This window comes from Microbacterium sp. F1-18, from assembly GCF_052921305.1.
The window spans coordinates 1-14,618 of record NZ_JBREVD010000006.1; the positions used below are offsets into that span (position 1 = coordinate 1).

Here is a 14,618-nt window from a genome sequence, read left to right on the forward strand (position 1 = left end):
ATCGCCCGGCAGGCGGGTGAGGTGATCCCGATCCCGCAGGACGCGATCGATGCGTTGTACGACCGGTATCAGAACGTTTACGGACAGACCACCGACGACCGCCGGTAGCCCGGCGCTCAATCGGATTCGCTGGATGCCTCCTCGGCGATGCCGGCGAGGCGCTCGCGGGTCTCGCGTTCGGCGATGATGCCGATGAAGTCGGTGACGCGGGCGTCGGCGTGGCTCTCGACCGATGCTGCGGCTTCGCGGCGGATGAGATCGTCGTCGACGTCCGGCATCCGCTTCTTGACTCGTTCGGCGACCTCCTCCGTCACCTCGTGAGCGTCGAAGTCTTTCGCAGGCTTGTCCATGGTCATATCATCCGACGTCGCCGTTGCGCGGGGAACCCGTCGACGCGACGCCCCCGCGCGTGCGATGATGCGCGGGATTAGGCTGGATCAACGTGAGCGATCAGACGAGTTCCGAATGGCCTTGGTCGGAGGGCGGCATCAACTTCCACACGCGCAAGTGGGTGCGACCGGAAGACCTCAACGCCAACGGCACGCTCTTCGGCGGCAGTCTGCTGCGCTGGATCGACGAAGAGGCCGCGATCTACGCGATCATCCAACTCGGCAACTACCGCGTCGTGACGAAGCTGATCTCCGAGATCAACTTCGAGTCGTCGGCGCTGCAGGGCGACCTCATCGAGATGGGGCTGACCGCGACCCACTTCGGTCGCACCTCGCTGACGATGCGCGCGGTGGTGCGCAACATGATCACGCGCAAGCGCATCCTCTCGATCGAGCGTCTCGTCTTCGTGAGCGTCGACGAGAACGGCCAGCCGATCCCGCACGGCTACTCCGCCATCACGTACGACCGCGACCGGATGCCGCACGAGCACCCCAAGACGGACTCGGTGCGCCTGCCCTGACCCGCGCGCATCCGCGTGATTCCGGGCTGGCCAGATGGTCGAGCCGTGTCGGCTTGGTGTGCCGGGCCCGCGGGTGGTGCACTGAGCGACGTGAATGAAACGTACGGGACCGGATCCCACAAGGGCGACGTCGGTCGCTTCCTCGCCACCGCTCGGCGCGCCGCCGGGCTCACGCAGAAGGAGCTCGCCGCGAGCGTCTTCGTGACCGAGTCGGCGGTGTCGAAGTGGGAGCGCGGGCTGTCGTACCCCGACCTCGCGACTCTCGGTCCGCTCGCGCAAGCGCTGGGGGTGACCGAGGGTGAGCTCGTCAGCGCCAGTGCGGACGACCGTGGCCGGCTCGACGCGCACCAGGCTCGCGTGCACCGCCGGTGGCGGGCCGCCCTGCTGTGGACCACGATCGGCGCGTACGCGATCGCGCTGGTCGCGACCTTCGTGACCAACCTCGCCGTCGAGCACACGCTGTCGTGGTTCTGGATCGTCGCCTCGGCGGTCGCTCTGGCGTTCTCGCTGACCACGCTGCCGCTGCTGGTGACGGGTCGGCGCGGCTGGACGACCTTCGCCGCGGCGCTGGTGTCGCTCGGCCTGCTGCTCGCGTCCGTCGAGGCGCTGACCTCGGCAGGGTTCCTCGGCGTCACCGGTGCCGCGATCCTGTTCGCGGCGGTCGTGGTCTGGGGGCCGCTCGCGTTGCGATCGTTCGGATCGGGATGGCTGCGCGCACACAGCGCCGCAGTCGCTGTCGTGATCGATGCGGTGGGGCTGACGCTGATGCTCGCCGTGATCCTCGGGGCGGTGGGCCAGGACCGCGCGTTCGTCGAGATCGCACTGCCCCTCGTCGCCGGAGGCTTCGGTCTGGCCCTGCTGATCGTTCTGGTGATCCGCTACCTTCCGCTGCGCGGGCTGCAGCGGGCCGCCATCGTGTGCCTGGTCGCGGGTGTCGTCGCGGTCGTCGCCGGGCCGCTCGTCGACGGGCTTCTGGAGCACGCCCCGGTCGTGCTGGGTCCCGTCGATCTGACGACGTGGTCGGACGCGACGATCAACGGCAACGTGACGGTGCTGATCGCAGGGGCGTGCGTGCTCACGGCCATGGTTCTGGGGGTGTTGTCATTCGTGCTGCGGCGCGGCGATCGTCCGGACGCCGCTGACGTCGTGGCGATCTGAGAGCCGCGCGTGGGTGGCCCGGACGAAGGCGGCGTACCCGCCGGGTGTGCGGCCGTCGAACCTGCCGGAGGTGACGACTTCGTTGTGATCCGTTGCCACCACGCGGGCGCCGACCGCACGTGCCCCGCGCACGAGTTCGACATCCTCGTGCTCGTCGAGGTCGGCGAACCCGCCCGCAGCGAGGTACACCTCGCCACTCAGGCCCAGGTTCGCGCCGTGCACGTTGCCGGCCGGGTTGCCGGGGTGGTGCGTCGCGATCCAGTGGGCGGCGTGCCGCGCCGTGAGGTCGGCGAAATCCGGGCGCACCGTGCCCAGGACCACCTCGGCGCCGGCCGCGTGGAGGGCGAGCTGGTGGCTGAGCCAGTTGGGCGGGACGACGGAGTCGCCGTCGGTCGTGGCGATCCAGGTGCGCGCCGGCGGCACGTCGCCGAGCTCGTCGAGCGCCTCGGCGACCCCCGCACGCCGAGCTGCGCCGACGCAGCGCGCGTCGATGCGCAGGGTGCGCACGGGCCAGGAACCGGCGATGACCTCGGAGGCGTCCGTGCAGGCGTCGAGAACGACGATGGGCGCGATCCGGACGCCCGGATGCGTCTGCCCGGTGTGTTCGAGCGCCGTGGTCAGCGCCGCGAGGCAGCGATCGAGGAGGTCGGCTTCGTCATGCACCGGCACGACGACCGCCACCGCATCCGGGGTCACGCGACGAGACCGGTCTCGTTCGCGACCGAGCGGGCGGCTGCTCCCGCGAACACCTCGAGGATGAAGTCCTCCTCGTCGTGGCGGACGAGGCGCGTCAGCGACCCCTCGGCGTGCAGAGCCGCGTGGACGTCGTCGCCCGAGAGGGGGTACTCCGCCACCGGGTGGCGCCAATGGCACGCGATCAGGTGCCCGTCCGGTGTCAGCGACGAGACGATGCGTCCGACGGCGGCGGTCAGATCGGTCGTGTCCCAGTAGTAGCCGACCTCGGAGAGCACGACGAGGTCGAACTCGCCGCCCGGCCACTCGCCCGGAAGTGCTGCTCGTGCGAGACGCACGTCGCTGCGCTCGCCGAGACGTCGTGCCGCGACGGCGAGCGGCGCGTCGGCGATGTCGACCGCGAGCAGGGCATCGCACCGTTCCGCGAGCAACGCCGTGAGCGCACCCGTCGAGCACCCGAGCTCGAGCGCTGACCGGTATCGGGCGCGTGGGAGGGTCGCCATCGTGATCTCTCGTTTGCGTTGTTCGTACCACCGCGAGTCGAAGCCCCAGGGGTCGTCGCCGTTGCGCCGGTAGAACGCGTCGAAGAAGCCGCGGGTCAGGCTTCGCGCCTCGCGCGGGGCGCGGATGAACACCTCGAACGAGCGGTCGAAGTGTTGCTGCATCCCCTCATGGAGCATCACTTCGTCGCCGGGGGCCGCCGACAGGGGCTCTACTTGGCTGCGGTGCATGCGAGTGGCGGCACGTTTGCTGTCGAGTTCGGTGCCGCTGAGGTCGACGATCTCTATCTCGTCCCAGGGGACGTCGGCGGGCGAGCCCCAGTGCCACAGCCAGATGGGGTAGGCCCGGCAGGGGATGCCGACGTGTGAACACACCTCGTCGACCACCTCGCCGACGACCCGATGATCGCGGTGCCCGTCGCCCTGCCAGGGTGACACGACGAGCCGGCGGGTGCTGCCGGGGTCAGCCTGCAGTGCGTCACGCAGGGCGCGCGCGATCTCGTCGCGCGCGGCATCCGTCTCACCGTCGGGAACTCCGAGGAACCGCGGGCGGATGGTCGGCGAGAGCTCCGCGAGCGCCCGGGTCGCCTCTTCTCGGCGCAGGTGGGCGAGCTCATCCGGCCGGTGGGTCGGCGAGTCCGGGTGCGACCCCTCGCCGTCGGTCACGACGAGCACCGTCACGGCGCCGCCGCGCGCCGCTACGCGCGTCATCAGGCCGGCCGCTCCCAGGGTCTCGTCGTCGGGGTGGGCGGCGACGACGATGAGGTGGTCGACGTCGTCGGGCATCGTCGGGAGCGCACGCCCGGCGAAGGCCTCCGTCCAGGTCGCCTCGGGTGTGCCGGCGTCTCGGTGGCTGAAACTCACCATGCTCCGCGCCCCTCGCTCAGGCTGGTCCCGATCCGCGCGAGGTCACGCTCCCCGTGGTGCTGGCGGAGATAGATCTGCAGGTCGGCGACGCGGCGCGCATGTGGCTCGTCCGCGACGAGCGGGAGTGGCCCGAGTGCGCGGGCCGATTCGGCGAGTGTCGTCTCGACGGCAGCCGCCACGACAGCGCGCACGCGCCCGGCGAGCAGCGCCGGATCAGGGTCGGCGTCGATCGCCTCGGCCGCCGAGCGGAGAGCGAGCCGTGCGTTCCACAGGGCCGTGTCGACGCGGGCGAGGTGGACCCGCGACAGCTGATCGGCGCCGGGGCGTCGAGCCGCGTCGAGCAATGCACCACGAAGGGTGACCGCCCCTCCCCACCAGCACGCCGCCACGCCGATCCCGCCGCGTGCGAAGCCGGGGCGGCGCAGATACCAGCCGGCCTCGCCGACGGGCACCGCGGCCGCGGAGGTGAAGTCGACCGGAGCACTCACCACCGGAACGAGTCCACGGGCGTGCCAAGGACCCGCATGAGCGTCGACCTCGGGAGTGCGCAGTGCGACCGCGAACAGCCGGCGTTCGTCGCCGTCCCACGCGGTGACGAGAGCGTGGGTGAGCTGCTGCGCGAGGGAGCACCAGGGCTTCGTGCCGGAGAGCCGCCATCCGTCGCGATCGCGGTGGGCCTCGAGACGCAGGCCGGGCCCTTCCGCGGCGAACACGCCCCACGACGAGCCGGTGCCCGCGCCGATGGACTCGAGCGCGGCCTCGCGCCCCTCGCGCCGGGCTTGGTCGAGGATGTCGAGCGCGTCGAGGTGGGGTTCGAGGATGCGGGCGGCCGCGACATCGCGACCCGCCACCGAGGCGAGCAGCGACCAGTCGTCGATCGCCGAGTGATCGAGCGGCCGGGTCGCGCCGACCATGACCGCCCAGTCGAGGGTGGCGGCCACATCCGTGCCGAAGCCGTCGATGTCGGCCGCGGCGTCGAGTGCGCGGGCCACGGCGCTGTCAGCTTGTCCCTCCTCGGTCAAGCGGGGCAGGGTCATCGAGTCGCGGGGGTCGCTCACCCGTTCATCATCGCGCGGACGACCGGTGCGCAGGGGGACCCGTGCCCGATCCGCCGGTGTGGTGTATGTCAGGGGCGCCCCATGCCGCGGTAGTCCCAACCGGCGGCGCGCCATGCGTCGGCGTCGAGGCAGTTGCGTCCGTCGATGATGATCCGCCCGGCGGTGAGGGAGGCCGCATGAGCCGGGTCGAGCTCGCGACGGTACTCGTCCCACTCGGTGACGACGATGACGGCGTCGGCGGCGCGGAGGGCCTCGTCGCGGTCGTCGACGTAGTTCAGCTGCGGGTGGATGCGACGGGCGTTCTCGATCGCCTCGGGATCGGTCACGGTGACCCACGCGCCGAGGCCGTGCAGGCGAACGGCGACGTCGAGCGCGGGGGAGTCTCGGGTGTCGTCGCTGTGCGGCTTGAAGGCGGCCCCGAGCACCGTGATGTTCTTCTTGAACACCGATCCGCCGAAGGCGCTGACGACGAGGTCGACGGCGCGGTCGCGGCGCCGCATGTTGATCGCGTCGACCTCGCGGAGGAAGGCGACCGACTCGCCGCGGCCGAGCTCTTCGGCACGGGCGGAGAAGGCGCGGATGTCCTTGGGCAGGCAACCGCCGCCGAAGCCGATGCCGGCCCCGAGGAAGCGGCGGCCGATGCGTGCGTCGTGACCGATCGCGTCGGCGAGGGTCGTGACGTCTGCTCCGGTGACCTCGGCGATCTCGGCCATGGCGTTGATGAAGCTGATCTTCGTCGCGAGGAAGGCGTTCGCGGCGACCTTCACGAGTTCGGCGGTGGCGAGGTTGGTAACGATGAACGGGGTGCTCTTGGCGATCGAGGGGTGGTACACCTCGCGCAGGATGTCGGCGGCTCGCTCGCCCTCGGCGCCGGCGGGAACACCCGCGACGAGGCGGTCGGGGTCGACGGTGTCCTGCACGGCCCACCCCTCGCGCAGGAACTCCGGGTTCCAGACGAGGGTGGCGCCGGTGGGGGTCACGCGTTCGGCGAGCGTCGCGGCGGTGCCGACGGGGACCGTCGACTTGCCCGCGACGATGTCGCCCTCGGCGAGGTGCGGGATGAGCGCATCGACAGCGGCGTTGACGTAGGTGAGGTCGGCGGCGTAGCCGTCCTTCTGCTGCGGGGTGCCCACGCCGATGAAGTGGACGGCGGCGCCGGCGGCATCCGCCATGTCGGTCGAGAAGCGGAGTCGGCCCGAGGCGAGGCCGTCGCTCAGGATCTCCTGCAGCCCGGGTTCGAAGAACGGCGCCTCGCCGTTCGAGAGCGAGGCGATCTTGCGCGCGTCGACGTCGATTCCGACGACCTCGTGCCCGATGGATGCCATCGCGGCGGCGTGGACCGCACCGAGGTAACCGCAACCGATGACCGACAGACGCATCATGCTCTCTCTCCGCGGCCCCGACGGGACCGACACTCTTTCATATCAACTTCCCGTGACGCGGGTGTAAACGAGCCACCCGCGTCACGGGAATGATCAGCCCGCCGGAAGCGGTCCGTACAGCGCAGGCGTCGTCCGCGCGCCGGTCGCCTGCTCGAACGAGAACGCCAGACCCAGCAGGGTTCCCTCGGCGAAATCGCGTCCCAGGAACTCGAGGTTCACGCCAGCACCGGGGATCTGCTCGGTCGCGCTCGCCTGGCCCATCGGCACCGTCACGGCCGGAAGGCCCGTGTTCGGGCTCAGCCGCATGTTGCTGCCGACCGTGCCGTAGGGCGTGCCGCTGGGATAAATGATCGCGTCGATGTCGTTCGCGTCGAGGAACTCCGTGACGATCTGCTTTCCGCGGGCGAGCTGCAGCGTGTGCGATCCCGCCGGTCCTGCCCAGTCCTCGTACTGCTGCGGGGTGACGGTCGAGCGCGGCCCGTACGTCGATGAGCCGCGGTTCGGTGCGACGTTCGGCGACTGCGCGATGGCTGCGAGGCTCCGAGCGCTGACCGCCGGGTTCAGGTAGTCGTCGATGTAGGCCTGCAGGTCGTACCCGAACTCGACGGCGCTGCCGCTTCCCTCGCTCAGGATGCCGCTGAATCCGTCGGGCGCCGCGAGCTCGACGACCTCGGCGCCCTGCGCCTCGAGCGTCTCACGCGCAGCGGTGAACAGGCGCTGCGTCGTGGCGTTGGTGCCGACCATGTTCTGCGCGGTCGGCAGACCCGTGATCACGGCGATGCGGGCGCCGCGGAGGGCATCGGCGTCGAGCGAAGCGGTGTAGCTGGCGGGCACGAGCCCCTCCTGGCGGGCTGTCACCGGATCCGCCGAATCGGCGCCCACGACGGCGTCGAGAGCGACCGCCGCGTCGGTGACCGAGCGCGCCATCGGACCGCCGGTGTCCTGCGAGAGCGCGAGCGGCACGATGCCGTCGCGGCTCGCGAGCCCCACCGTCGGACGCACGCCGACGAGCTGGTTGTAGGTAGAGGGGATGCGGATCGAGCCGCCCGTGTCGGTGCCGAACCCGATCGCGGCGAGGTTGCTCGCGATGGCGGCGCCCGTCCCTCCCGACGATCCGCCGGAGCTGCGGTTCGTCGCGTACGGGCTCGAGACGGTGAGGGCGGTGCCGGCCGGCTGGTAGGCCGACCACTGCGACGACAGGTTGATAGCGAACTCGTCCATGCTCGCCTTGGCGAGGATGACCGCGCCGTCGGCGCGAAGGCCTTCGACCATGTGCGCGTCCGAGGCGGTGCGGTTGTCGTTCCAGCAGCCGCAGCCGGCCGTGGTGGGCATGTCGAGGGTGTTGTAGTTGTCCTTCACCGCGATCGGCACACCGAGCAGCATGCTCGTCATGCCCTTCTCGGCGCGGACGGTGTCGGCTGCTGCTGCCGCAGCGAGGGCGGCGGCGTCGCCGGTCGTGATGATCGAGTTCAGTGGCCGTCCACCGGGCTCGATCACCGCGCGGTCGTAGGCGGCGATGCGGTCGAGATAGTGCTGGGTGAGCTCGACCGACGTGACGACCCCGGCGTTCATCGCCGCCTGCATCGACACGACGTCGGCCTCGACGATCTCGAAGGGACCGTCGTCGTAGATGGCTCGCTCGGAGACGAGGGCGATGTCGGATGCCGTGATCGCACCGTCCCCGTCGAGGTCGTACGCTCCCGCCTCCGCCCAGTCGGCGTCGGTGTTGGTGCTTCCGATGAACGCCGCGACAACGGCGAGGTCGTCCGTCGTGATCCTGTCGTCGCCCGTGAGGTCGAGCTCGGTGTAGTAGGGCGCGAGGAACGGAGCCCCGGCGGTAGGTGCGGCCGCTGCGGCCACGGCGGGCGCCGCGGCTGCGGGTGCGGCGAAACCGCAGGTCAGCAGCGCGCCGATGGCGGCGGCGGGGACGATCAGCCGGCGGTTCATGCGGTCACCGCCCGACGGCGCAGGACGATAGCGGTGCCCGCGGCGAGAAGAACGGCGCCGAGCGCCGCGCCCAGCACGATCGGCGTCGCGTCGCCGCCGGTGGCCGAGAGCGATCCGCTGGCGGCTCCGCCGGGGGCGGAACCTCCGGATCCGGCAGCCGGGGAGCCCGCGACGGGCGCGCTCGCCGACGGTTCGGGTTCGGGTTCGGGTTCGGGCTCGGGTTCGGGCTCAGCGACGGGGAGAGCGGCGATCGTGATGTCGGCGGTCGCGGCATCCGTTGCCGTCGCCGTCTCGCCGGTGCCGCCGACGAGACGGACGCTCGGGAGTGAGACCTCGGCCGTCCCGGCGCCCTCGGCGGTGAACGAAAGCGTCGCGAGCGTGAGGGGAGCGGCAGGGTCGGACGCGAGGCCGGGCGAGGTGCCGAGGCGGGAGTGGGTGACGGTGATCGTGCCGCTCGCGGTCTCGCGTGCGGCGGTGAAGCCGCCGTCGGGACCTGTGGCCGAGCCGTCGACGTAGTCGAGCAGAGCGTCGGGCACGGAGACTTCGAGATCGTAGGCGTAGAGGTCGACGACGTCGGTCGCCGTGAGGACGACGTCGATCCGGTCGCCTTCCGTGGCGGTGGCGGCGATGCCGATCGCGAAGGTCGCGCTGGGTGGTGCGGCCACCGCGGCCGGCGCCGCGGCGAGGGCCGCGGCCAGTGCGACGACGCCGGCGACGGCGGGCGCGAGGGTGATCGATGGTCGAGCAGGCATGCGGAAGCAGCCCCTTTCCTGGGTCGGGTGCACTCAGGACGGCAGGCTCTCGTGGGGCTCCGAGCCCACGGTCCTCGGGGGATGTGCCGAGCTTGGCAGGACAGCGTTTCCTGTCGGTGTCGGCGCGTTACGCGCCGGTTTCACTGCCGCTGTCCCGGGCCTGCCCAGATCATCCGGAGGACCGCCACGCCGGCCCCGGTGCGGCGCAGCCCGCGTAGCCTCGGTTCATGCCTCCCGTCACGCTCTCGCTGTCGCACGACTTCGCCGACGCGTTGCCCGCGCTCGCGCGGCCGTGGTCGGCAGATCCGGCGCCCGAGCCGCGGCTGCTCGCGCTCAACGAGGCGCTCGCCGACGAGCTGGGGCTGGATGCCGCGTTCCTGCACAGCCCCGCAGGGGTCGACTTTCTCGTGGGTGCTGCGCTGCCCGATGGCGCGCAGCCGGTCGCGCAGGCGTACGCCGGTCACCAGTTCGGCGGCTTCTCGCCGCGGCTCGGCGATGGGCGGGCGCTGCTGCTCGGCGAGATCACCGCACCCGACGGCTCGCTCCGTGACCTGCACCTGAAGGGATCCGGGCCGACGCCGTTCGCGCGTGCGGGCGACGGGCTCGCGGCGGTCGGCCCGATGCTGCGGGAGTACGTCATGAGCGAGGCGATGCACGCTCTCGGCATCCCGACGACCCGTTCGCTCGCCGTCGTCGCGACCGGGCGTGAGGTGCTGCGCGAGACGGCGCTGCCCGGTGCCGTGCTGGTGCGGACTGCCTCGAGCCACCTGCGTGTGGGCAGCGTCGAGTTCGCGCGGGGTACGGGCGACATCGCGGTGCTGCGGTCGGTGGTCGACTATGCGATCAGGCGGCACCACCCCGAGGCTGCGGACGAGGAGATTCCCGCGCTGGGGCTGTTCCGCGCCGTTGTGGCGGCGCAGGCCGATCTCGTGGCCCGGTGGATGCTTGTCGGCTTCATCCACGGGGTCATGAACACCGACAACATGACGCTCTCGGGCGAGACGATCGACTACGGCCCATGCGCTTTCCTCGACGCGTACGACCCGGCGACGGTGTACAGCTCGATCGACACCGGCGGGCGTTACGCGTATGGCGCCCAGGCCTACATCGCAGAGTGGAACCTCGCCCGCCTCGCAGAGGCGATGCTGCCGTTGTTCGACGACCAGCTCGACCGTGCCGTCGAGCGGGCGCAGGGCGTGCTGGCCGAGTTCCGGCCTCGGTTCGCCGAGGCGCGGACGGCGGGCATGCGACGAAAGCTGGGGCTCGTCGGTGCGCGAGTGGTCTCCGATGAGCAGGTCGAGGCTCTGGCGGGCGACTTCCACGAGATGCTCGAGCGGGTGCGCGCCGACTACACCTCGACGTTCCGGTCGCTGTCGGATGCGGCGCGCGGCGATGCCGCCGGTCTTGAGGCGGCTCTCGGCGGCGACGCGGCGCTGGCCGGCTGGCTGGGCCGGTGGCGTGCGCTGGATCCGGACGTCGGTGCGATGGATGCGGCGAACCCGATCTACGTGCCGCGGAACCACCTCGTGGAGGAGGCGCTCGCCGCGGCGACGGACGGGAACCTCGAGCCTCTCGGATGGCTGACGACCGTGCTGTCGACGCCGTTCACGGCGCGCGCGGGCGCCGAGCGGTACGCCGAGCCGGCGGGTGCGGACTTCGCCGCGGGCTACCAGACGTTCTGCGGCACCTGACCGGAGCGGAACGCGACGCCGCCGGTCCGCATTGCGACGCACCGGCCGGGCATCCGTGGTGCGGTGACGGCTCTCCCGCGCTGATCACGTCGGCGTCGGCGCTCGTCGCGGGGCTGCTGCTCGGCGGCGGGGCCGGCGGAGCGGGCGCCCAATCCGAGGTGACGTCGCTGAAGGATCAGGTGACCTCGCTCGAGACGGATGTCGCCGACGCGGAGACGGTTGCTGTCGAGAACGACACCGCGCTCACCGACGCCCGCGCCGATCTCGATGAAGCGCTCGAGGATCTCGCCACGGCGAGCGCGTCGCTCGAGACCGCCACCGCGCAGGTGACCGAGATGCAGACCGCTGCGACGGCATCGCAGACCGAGCTCGACGCCCGTGCAGCGCGGATCTCGGATCTCGAGGGGCAGCTGTCATCTCGGTCGGCGCAGGCGCCGGTGGCTCAGGTGCCGGCTGCTCCGGCGCCCGCGGCTCCGGCATCCACGTATTACGACAACTGCACGGCAGCTCGGAACGCCGGTGCCGCCCCCGTGCGGGCGGGCGACCCCGGTTATGGGCGCCACCTCGACCGCGACGGCGACGGCATCGGCTGCGAGTAGCTCCGGGCTCCGGACTCAGGGGACCTTGTGGCCGGCGGCCTGGATGAGTGCGTACCACTCGCCGCGGGTGAGGGGGACGTCGCTGCCGGCGGCGGCATCCGCGACGCGCTGGGGATTCGTGGTGCCGAGCACGACCTGCATGCCGGCGGGGTGGCGGGTGATCCACGCGGTCGCGATGGCGGTCGGGGTGACGCCGTACTTCGCGGCGAGCTCGTCGAGCTTCGCGTTGAGCTCCGGGTACTCCTCGGCACCGAAGATGACCCCGTCGAAGAAGCCCTTCTGGAACGGTGACCACGCCTGCAGGGTGATGCCGTTGATGCGCGCGTAGTCGACGAGCCCGCCGCCGTCTCGCGTGATCGAGTCGTCTTCGCCGGCCATGTTCGACGCGAGTCCCTGGGCGATGATCGTCGAGTGCGTGATCGACAGCTGCACCTGGTTGGCCACGAGCGGCTGGGTCACGGCCGTCTTCAGCAGGTCGATCTGCCGGGGTGTGTGGTTCGAGACGCCGAAGGCGCGGACCTTGCCCGATGACTCGAGGTGGTCGAAGGCGCGGGCGACCTCGTCGGGCTCGACGAGGGCGTCGGGACGGTGCAGCAGCAGCACGTCGATGCGGTCGGTGCCGAGAGCTTCGAGCGACTCCTCGGCCGAGGTGACGATGTGCTCGTACGAGTGGTCGAAGTGCCAGTCATCGGCGACGATGCCGGTCTTGGTCTGCAGTGTGATCTCGTCGCGTTCGGATGTCGTCAGGTTGAGCGCCTCGGCGAAGCGCCGCTCGCACGCGTGGCGCGACGAGCCGTACAGGTCGGCGTGGTCGAAGAAGTCGACACCGACCTCGCGGCAGCGGTCGTAGAGGGCGCGGATGTCGGCGTCGGAAAGGTCCTCGATCCGCATCATGCCGGCGACGACGTTGGGGACCTGAATGTTGCTCCGACCTAGGGGGACGCTGCGCATGATTCTCCGTTGATTCAGGGGCTGGGTGGGCGGGGTCGCCCTTCTCAGTATGCGTCGCCGGAGCGTGCCACGATGGGCGGATGCCGGTCGTCGAGTCGCGTTGCGTCGTTCCCGTGTCCGTCGACGTTGCATTCGCGGTGTCGCAGACGCAGGGCGAGGTGCGCAAGCGATGGGATCCGTTCATCCGGCGACAGCACCTGATCGGTGCCGAACGTCCCGCGAAGGGAGTTCGTACCTACACGGTCCAGCGGTTCGGGCTCGCGATGGAGAGCGAGTATGTCTCGTACAACCCGCCGTCGAACGTCGGGATGCGGATGACGAAGGGCTCGTGGTTCTTCGCGAGGATGGGCGGCGGGTGGCGGTTCCGTCCGGTCGAGGGCGACCCATCGCGCACGCTGGCGGTGTGGCGGTACAACTTCACCTGCCGCCCGGCATGGCTCGCGCCGCTCGCGGAGCGCATCGGCGCGGCTATTCTGCAGCGGGACATCGATCGGCGGATCGCCGGGTTCGCCCGCGGATGCGAGGATCCCGTCGTGCTCGCCGAGGCGGAGCGTATTCGCAGCGCGTGATCTCCCGGCGACCGGCGCCCGGCGCCCGGCGCCCTCCGCCCTCCGCCCTGCGCATCCCGTCGGTCTCGCGGGAACTGCGCGTCGGGTCAGAAGGGTGGCGCCCCATCGGGCGGTGCACCGGTCCTTGCCGCGAGCGCCGGTGGTGGCGGCGGGCTGCCGATATCGGGAACAAAGCACACCGATGGAACGGGAACGTCTTCGCGGTAGACCCGACCGAGGGGTGAGGTCCACTCCAGGACGCCGCCTCCGACCTGCCGGACCTCCCATCTCGTGAACTGCTTCATCGAATGGTGGCGCTGGCAGAGGTGGGCCAGATTGAAGATGTGGGTGTGGCCGCCCCGGGCGTAGTCGATCGTGTGGTCGAGCTCGCAGCGGATCGCAGCCCGCCGGCATCCGGGGAACCGGCAGTGCTGATCTCGCGCTTTGAGCAGTCGGCTCATCGCGGCGGGCGGCCGATAGGTGTCGACTTCGACCGGCGTTCGCGTGATCGGATCGACGAAGAGGCGGTTCCAGATCTTCGCGCGACCGGCAAGCTCGCGTGCCGTGTCGGCGTCGATCAGTGCAGCGCCGAGCAGCTCGGCCGGGGCGTCATCGGCACCACTCATCGTCTCGGACGTCAGCGTCACCTGCACCTGTGCTCGGATCGCGCCGAGCGGACCCGCGGCGTCGCTGCCGTAGGTCGGGTCGACGATCGGAGCGCCGCCGAGCAACAGGTCGCCGAGGATATCGGCGCGCAGCTGATCCATCGTGCGGACATCGGGCTGTGCGACATCCCCGGCCGTGACATCCGCCTCTTGGACACCTGTCGAACTCGCCGCGGCATCGTCGGTCGAGGGGGCACCTGCGGCTGACCGGGCATCTTTAACGGAATGCGCCATGGCGGTGAGGCGATCGTGGATGCCGGTGGCGATGACCGTGGGCAGGTTCGCGCCGAGTTCGGACATGCCGTCGGCGCCGTGCGTCACCCAGACGCTTCGCTTCGCCGCCGCAGTGCGGTGCCGCTCGGTGAACGATTCGGCCCCCAGCCGCGCGGCGAGATTGCGGAGCGATTCGCGCACCCGTGATGCGATGTCGCGCTCGCAGATCGAGATGGCCTGGCGCTCGTACTCGGGTCTGATGTCGTCGTCGAGACCGCAGCCCATCCGGACGACCATGTCGACGTGGTCGCGGGTGATGCGCCGATGCTGCCATGCCTCGAAGGCAGCGGGGTAGTCGTCGACGATGGTCAGCGCGTGGTCGATCTCGCCCTGGGCGCGGCGATCGTGCGTCCGTCGCACTCCGGCGACTTCTGCTGCGATCGAGCGCATCTCCATGTCGGATCCCATGCCTCGGGGACGCGCGGCCGAGCGCGCCGCCTGGCGCAGAGCGCTGCGTCCCGCCTCGGCGAGAGCGCGCGTCATCGCGATGTGCGCATCCTGGAGCAGATCGTCGGCCTCAGACACCCGATCGATGAGGCTCGCGAGCGACGAGCCGGACGAGCAGGACGAGCCGGCATCCGGTTCGTCGTTCGATGACTCGTTCGCTTGCATGTACCCATCTTG

The 14,618-nt window shown here is 70.9% G+C and carries 14 protein-coding genes and 1 pseudogene; 6 read left to right on the plus strand and 9 right to left on the minus strand.

Going from position 1 to position 14,618, the window contains the following annotated elements; translation table 11 throughout:
- A pseudogene (locus tag ACU6RU_RS15075) lies at nucleotides 1–108 on the plus strand (L-ribulose-5-phosphate 4-epimerase); the annotation flags it as partial.
- Nucleotides 109–116: 8 nt separating this feature from the next.
- On the opposite strand, the gene ACU6RU_RS15080 reads toward ACU6RU_RS15075, so the two are convergent.
- A complete protein-coding gene (locus ACU6RU_RS15080) occupies nucleotides 117–350 on the minus strand; it encodes a three-helix bundle dimerization domain-containing protein (protein WP_289330250.1) in 234 nt (77 codons plus the stop codon).
- Between the two features lie 92 nt (nucleotides 351–442).
- Between ACU6RU_RS15080 and ACU6RU_RS15085 the strand changes: the two genes are divergently transcribed.
- Together ACU6RU_RS15085 and ACU6RU_RS15090 are read left to right on the plus strand one after the other, a co-directional pair.
- Entirely contained in the window at nucleotides 443–910 is a 468-nt protein-coding gene (locus tag ACU6RU_RS15085; protein ID WP_259455406.1) for an acyl-CoA thioesterase, read from the plus strand.
- A gap of 90 nt (nucleotides 911–1,000) precedes the next feature.
- Complete coding sequence (locus ACU6RU_RS15090) at nucleotides 1,001–2,068, plus strand: helix-turn-helix domain-containing protein (RefSeq protein WP_446726952.1); 1,068 nt, start codon at nucleotides 1,001–1,003, stop codon at nucleotides 2,066–2,068.
- Here ACU6RU_RS15090 and ACU6RU_RS15095 read toward each other — a convergent pair.
- The 6 genes from ACU6RU_RS15095 to ACU6RU_RS15120 form a co-directional block, all read right to left on the minus strand.
- A complete protein-coding gene (locus ACU6RU_RS15095) occupies nucleotides 2,012–2,764 on the minus strand; it encodes a glycosyltransferase (RefSeq protein ID WP_446726953.1) in 753 nt (250 codons plus the stop codon). The genes ACU6RU_RS15090 and ACU6RU_RS15095 overlap by 57 nt on opposite strands.
- Nucleotides 2,761–4,128, minus strand: a complete 1,368-nt coding sequence (locus tag ACU6RU_RS15100; RefSeq protein WP_289330247.1) for a bifunctional PIG-L family deacetylase/class I SAM-dependent methyltransferase — start codon at nucleotides 4,126–4,128, stop codon at nucleotides 2,761–2,763. The genes ACU6RU_RS15095 and ACU6RU_RS15100 overlap by 4 nt, the downstream gene beginning before the upstream one ends.
- Nucleotides 4,122–5,186 (minus strand): acyl-CoA dehydrogenase, encoded by a 1,065-nt coding sequence (locus ACU6RU_RS15105; protein WP_446726954.1) that lies wholly within the window; start codon nucleotides 5,184–5,186, stop codon nucleotides 4,122–4,124. Before ACU6RU_RS15105 ends, ACU6RU_RS15100 begins: the two co-directional genes overlap by 7 nt.
- A gap of 68 nt (nucleotides 5,187–5,254) precedes the next feature.
- Complete coding sequence (locus ACU6RU_RS15110; protein ID WP_120265318.1) at nucleotides 5,255–6,565, minus strand: UDP-glucose dehydrogenase family protein; 1,311 nt, start codon at nucleotides 6,563–6,565, stop codon at nucleotides 5,255–5,257.
- Nucleotides 6,566–6,661: 96 nt separating this feature from the next.
- Nucleotides 6,662–8,515 carry an amidase family protein gene (locus tag ACU6RU_RS15115; RefSeq protein ID WP_446726955.1) on the minus strand — a complete coding sequence of 618 codons (1,854 nt, stop codon included), beginning with the start codon at nucleotides 8,513–8,515 and terminating at the stop codon, nucleotides 6,662–6,664.
- Nucleotides 8,512–9,267 (minus strand): cohesin domain-containing protein, encoded by a 756-nt coding sequence (locus ACU6RU_RS15120; RefSeq protein ID WP_446726956.1) that lies wholly within the window; start codon nucleotides 9,265–9,267, stop codon nucleotides 8,512–8,514. The genes ACU6RU_RS15115 and ACU6RU_RS15120 overlap by 4 nt, the downstream gene beginning before the upstream one ends.
- Nucleotides 9,268–9,494: 227 nt before the next feature.
- Between ACU6RU_RS15120 and ACU6RU_RS15125 the strand changes: the two genes are divergently transcribed.
- Together ACU6RU_RS15125 and ACU6RU_RS15130 are read left to right on the plus strand one after the other, a co-directional pair.
- A complete protein-coding gene (locus ACU6RU_RS15125; protein ID WP_446726957.1) occupies nucleotides 9,495–10,958 on the plus strand; it encodes a protein adenylyltransferase SelO in 1,464 nt (487 codons plus the stop codon).
- Between the two features lie 179 nt (nucleotides 10,959–11,137).
- Entirely contained in the window at nucleotides 11,138–11,557 is a 420-nt protein-coding gene (locus ACU6RU_RS15130) for an excalibur calcium-binding domain-containing protein (protein ID WP_446726958.1), read from the plus strand.
- A gap of 15 nt (nucleotides 11,558–11,572) precedes the next feature.
- On the opposite strand, the gene ACU6RU_RS15135 is transcribed toward ACU6RU_RS15130, so the two are convergent.
- Complete coding sequence (locus ACU6RU_RS15135) at nucleotides 11,573–12,508, minus strand: aldo/keto reductase (protein ID WP_446726959.1); 936 nt, start codon at nucleotides 12,506–12,508, stop codon at nucleotides 11,573–11,575.
- Nucleotides 12,509–12,588: 80 nt separating this feature from the next.
- On the opposite strand from ACU6RU_RS15135, the gene ACU6RU_RS15140 reads away from it, so the two are divergent.
- A complete protein-coding gene (locus ACU6RU_RS15140; protein WP_446726960.1) occupies nucleotides 12,589–13,077 on the plus strand; it encodes an SRPBCC family protein in 489 nt (162 codons plus the stop codon).
- An 86-nt stretch (nucleotides 13,078–13,163) separates the two neighbouring features.
- Here ACU6RU_RS15140 and ACU6RU_RS15145 read toward each other — a convergent pair whose 3' ends face one another.
- Nucleotides 13,164–14,606, minus strand: coding sequence for an HNH endonuclease (locus ACU6RU_RS15145; RefSeq protein ID WP_446726961.1), 1,443 nt, complete (start codon nucleotides 14,604–14,606; stop codon nucleotides 13,164–13,166).
- Nucleotides 14,607–14,618: the final 12 nt, after the last annotated feature.

Bases quoted from the DNA above. Each gene is read 5' to 3' on its own strand.
- ACU6RU_RS15100 (WP_289330247.1), bottom strand. From the start codon at position 4,128: ATGGTGAGTTTCAGCCACCGAGACGCCGGCACACCCGAGGCGACCTGG.
- ACU6RU_RS15135 (WP_446726959.1), bottom strand. From the start codon at position 12,508: ATGCGCAGCGTCCCCCTAGGTCGGAGCAACATTCAGGTCCCCAACGTC.
- ACU6RU_RS15125 (WP_446726957.1), top strand. From the start codon at position 9,495: ATGCCTCCCGTCACGCTCTCGCTGTCGCACGACTTCGCCGACGCGTTG.
- ACU6RU_RS15145 (WP_446726961.1), bottom strand. From the start codon at position 14,606: ATGCAAGCGAACGAGTCATCGAACGACGAACCGGATGCCGGCTCGTCC.
- ACU6RU_RS15115 (WP_446726955.1), bottom strand. From the start codon at position 8,515: ATGAACCGCCGGCTGATCGTCCCCGCCGCCGCCATCGGCGCGCTGCTG.
- ACU6RU_RS15140 (WP_446726960.1), top strand. From the start codon at position 12,589: ATGCCGGTCGTCGAGTCGCGTTGCGTCGTTCCCGTGTCCGTCGACGTT.
- ACU6RU_RS15080 (WP_289330250.1), bottom strand. From the start codon at position 350: ATGGACAAGCCTGCGAAAGACTTCGACGCTCACGAGGTGACGGAGGAG.
- ACU6RU_RS15110 (WP_120265318.1), bottom strand. From the start codon at position 6,565: ATGCGTCTGTCGGTCATCGGTTGCGGTTACCTCGGTGCGGTCCACGCC.
- ACU6RU_RS15120 (WP_446726956.1), bottom strand. From the start codon at position 9,267: ATGCCTGCTCGACCATCGATCACCCTCGCGCCCGCCGTCGCCGGCGTC.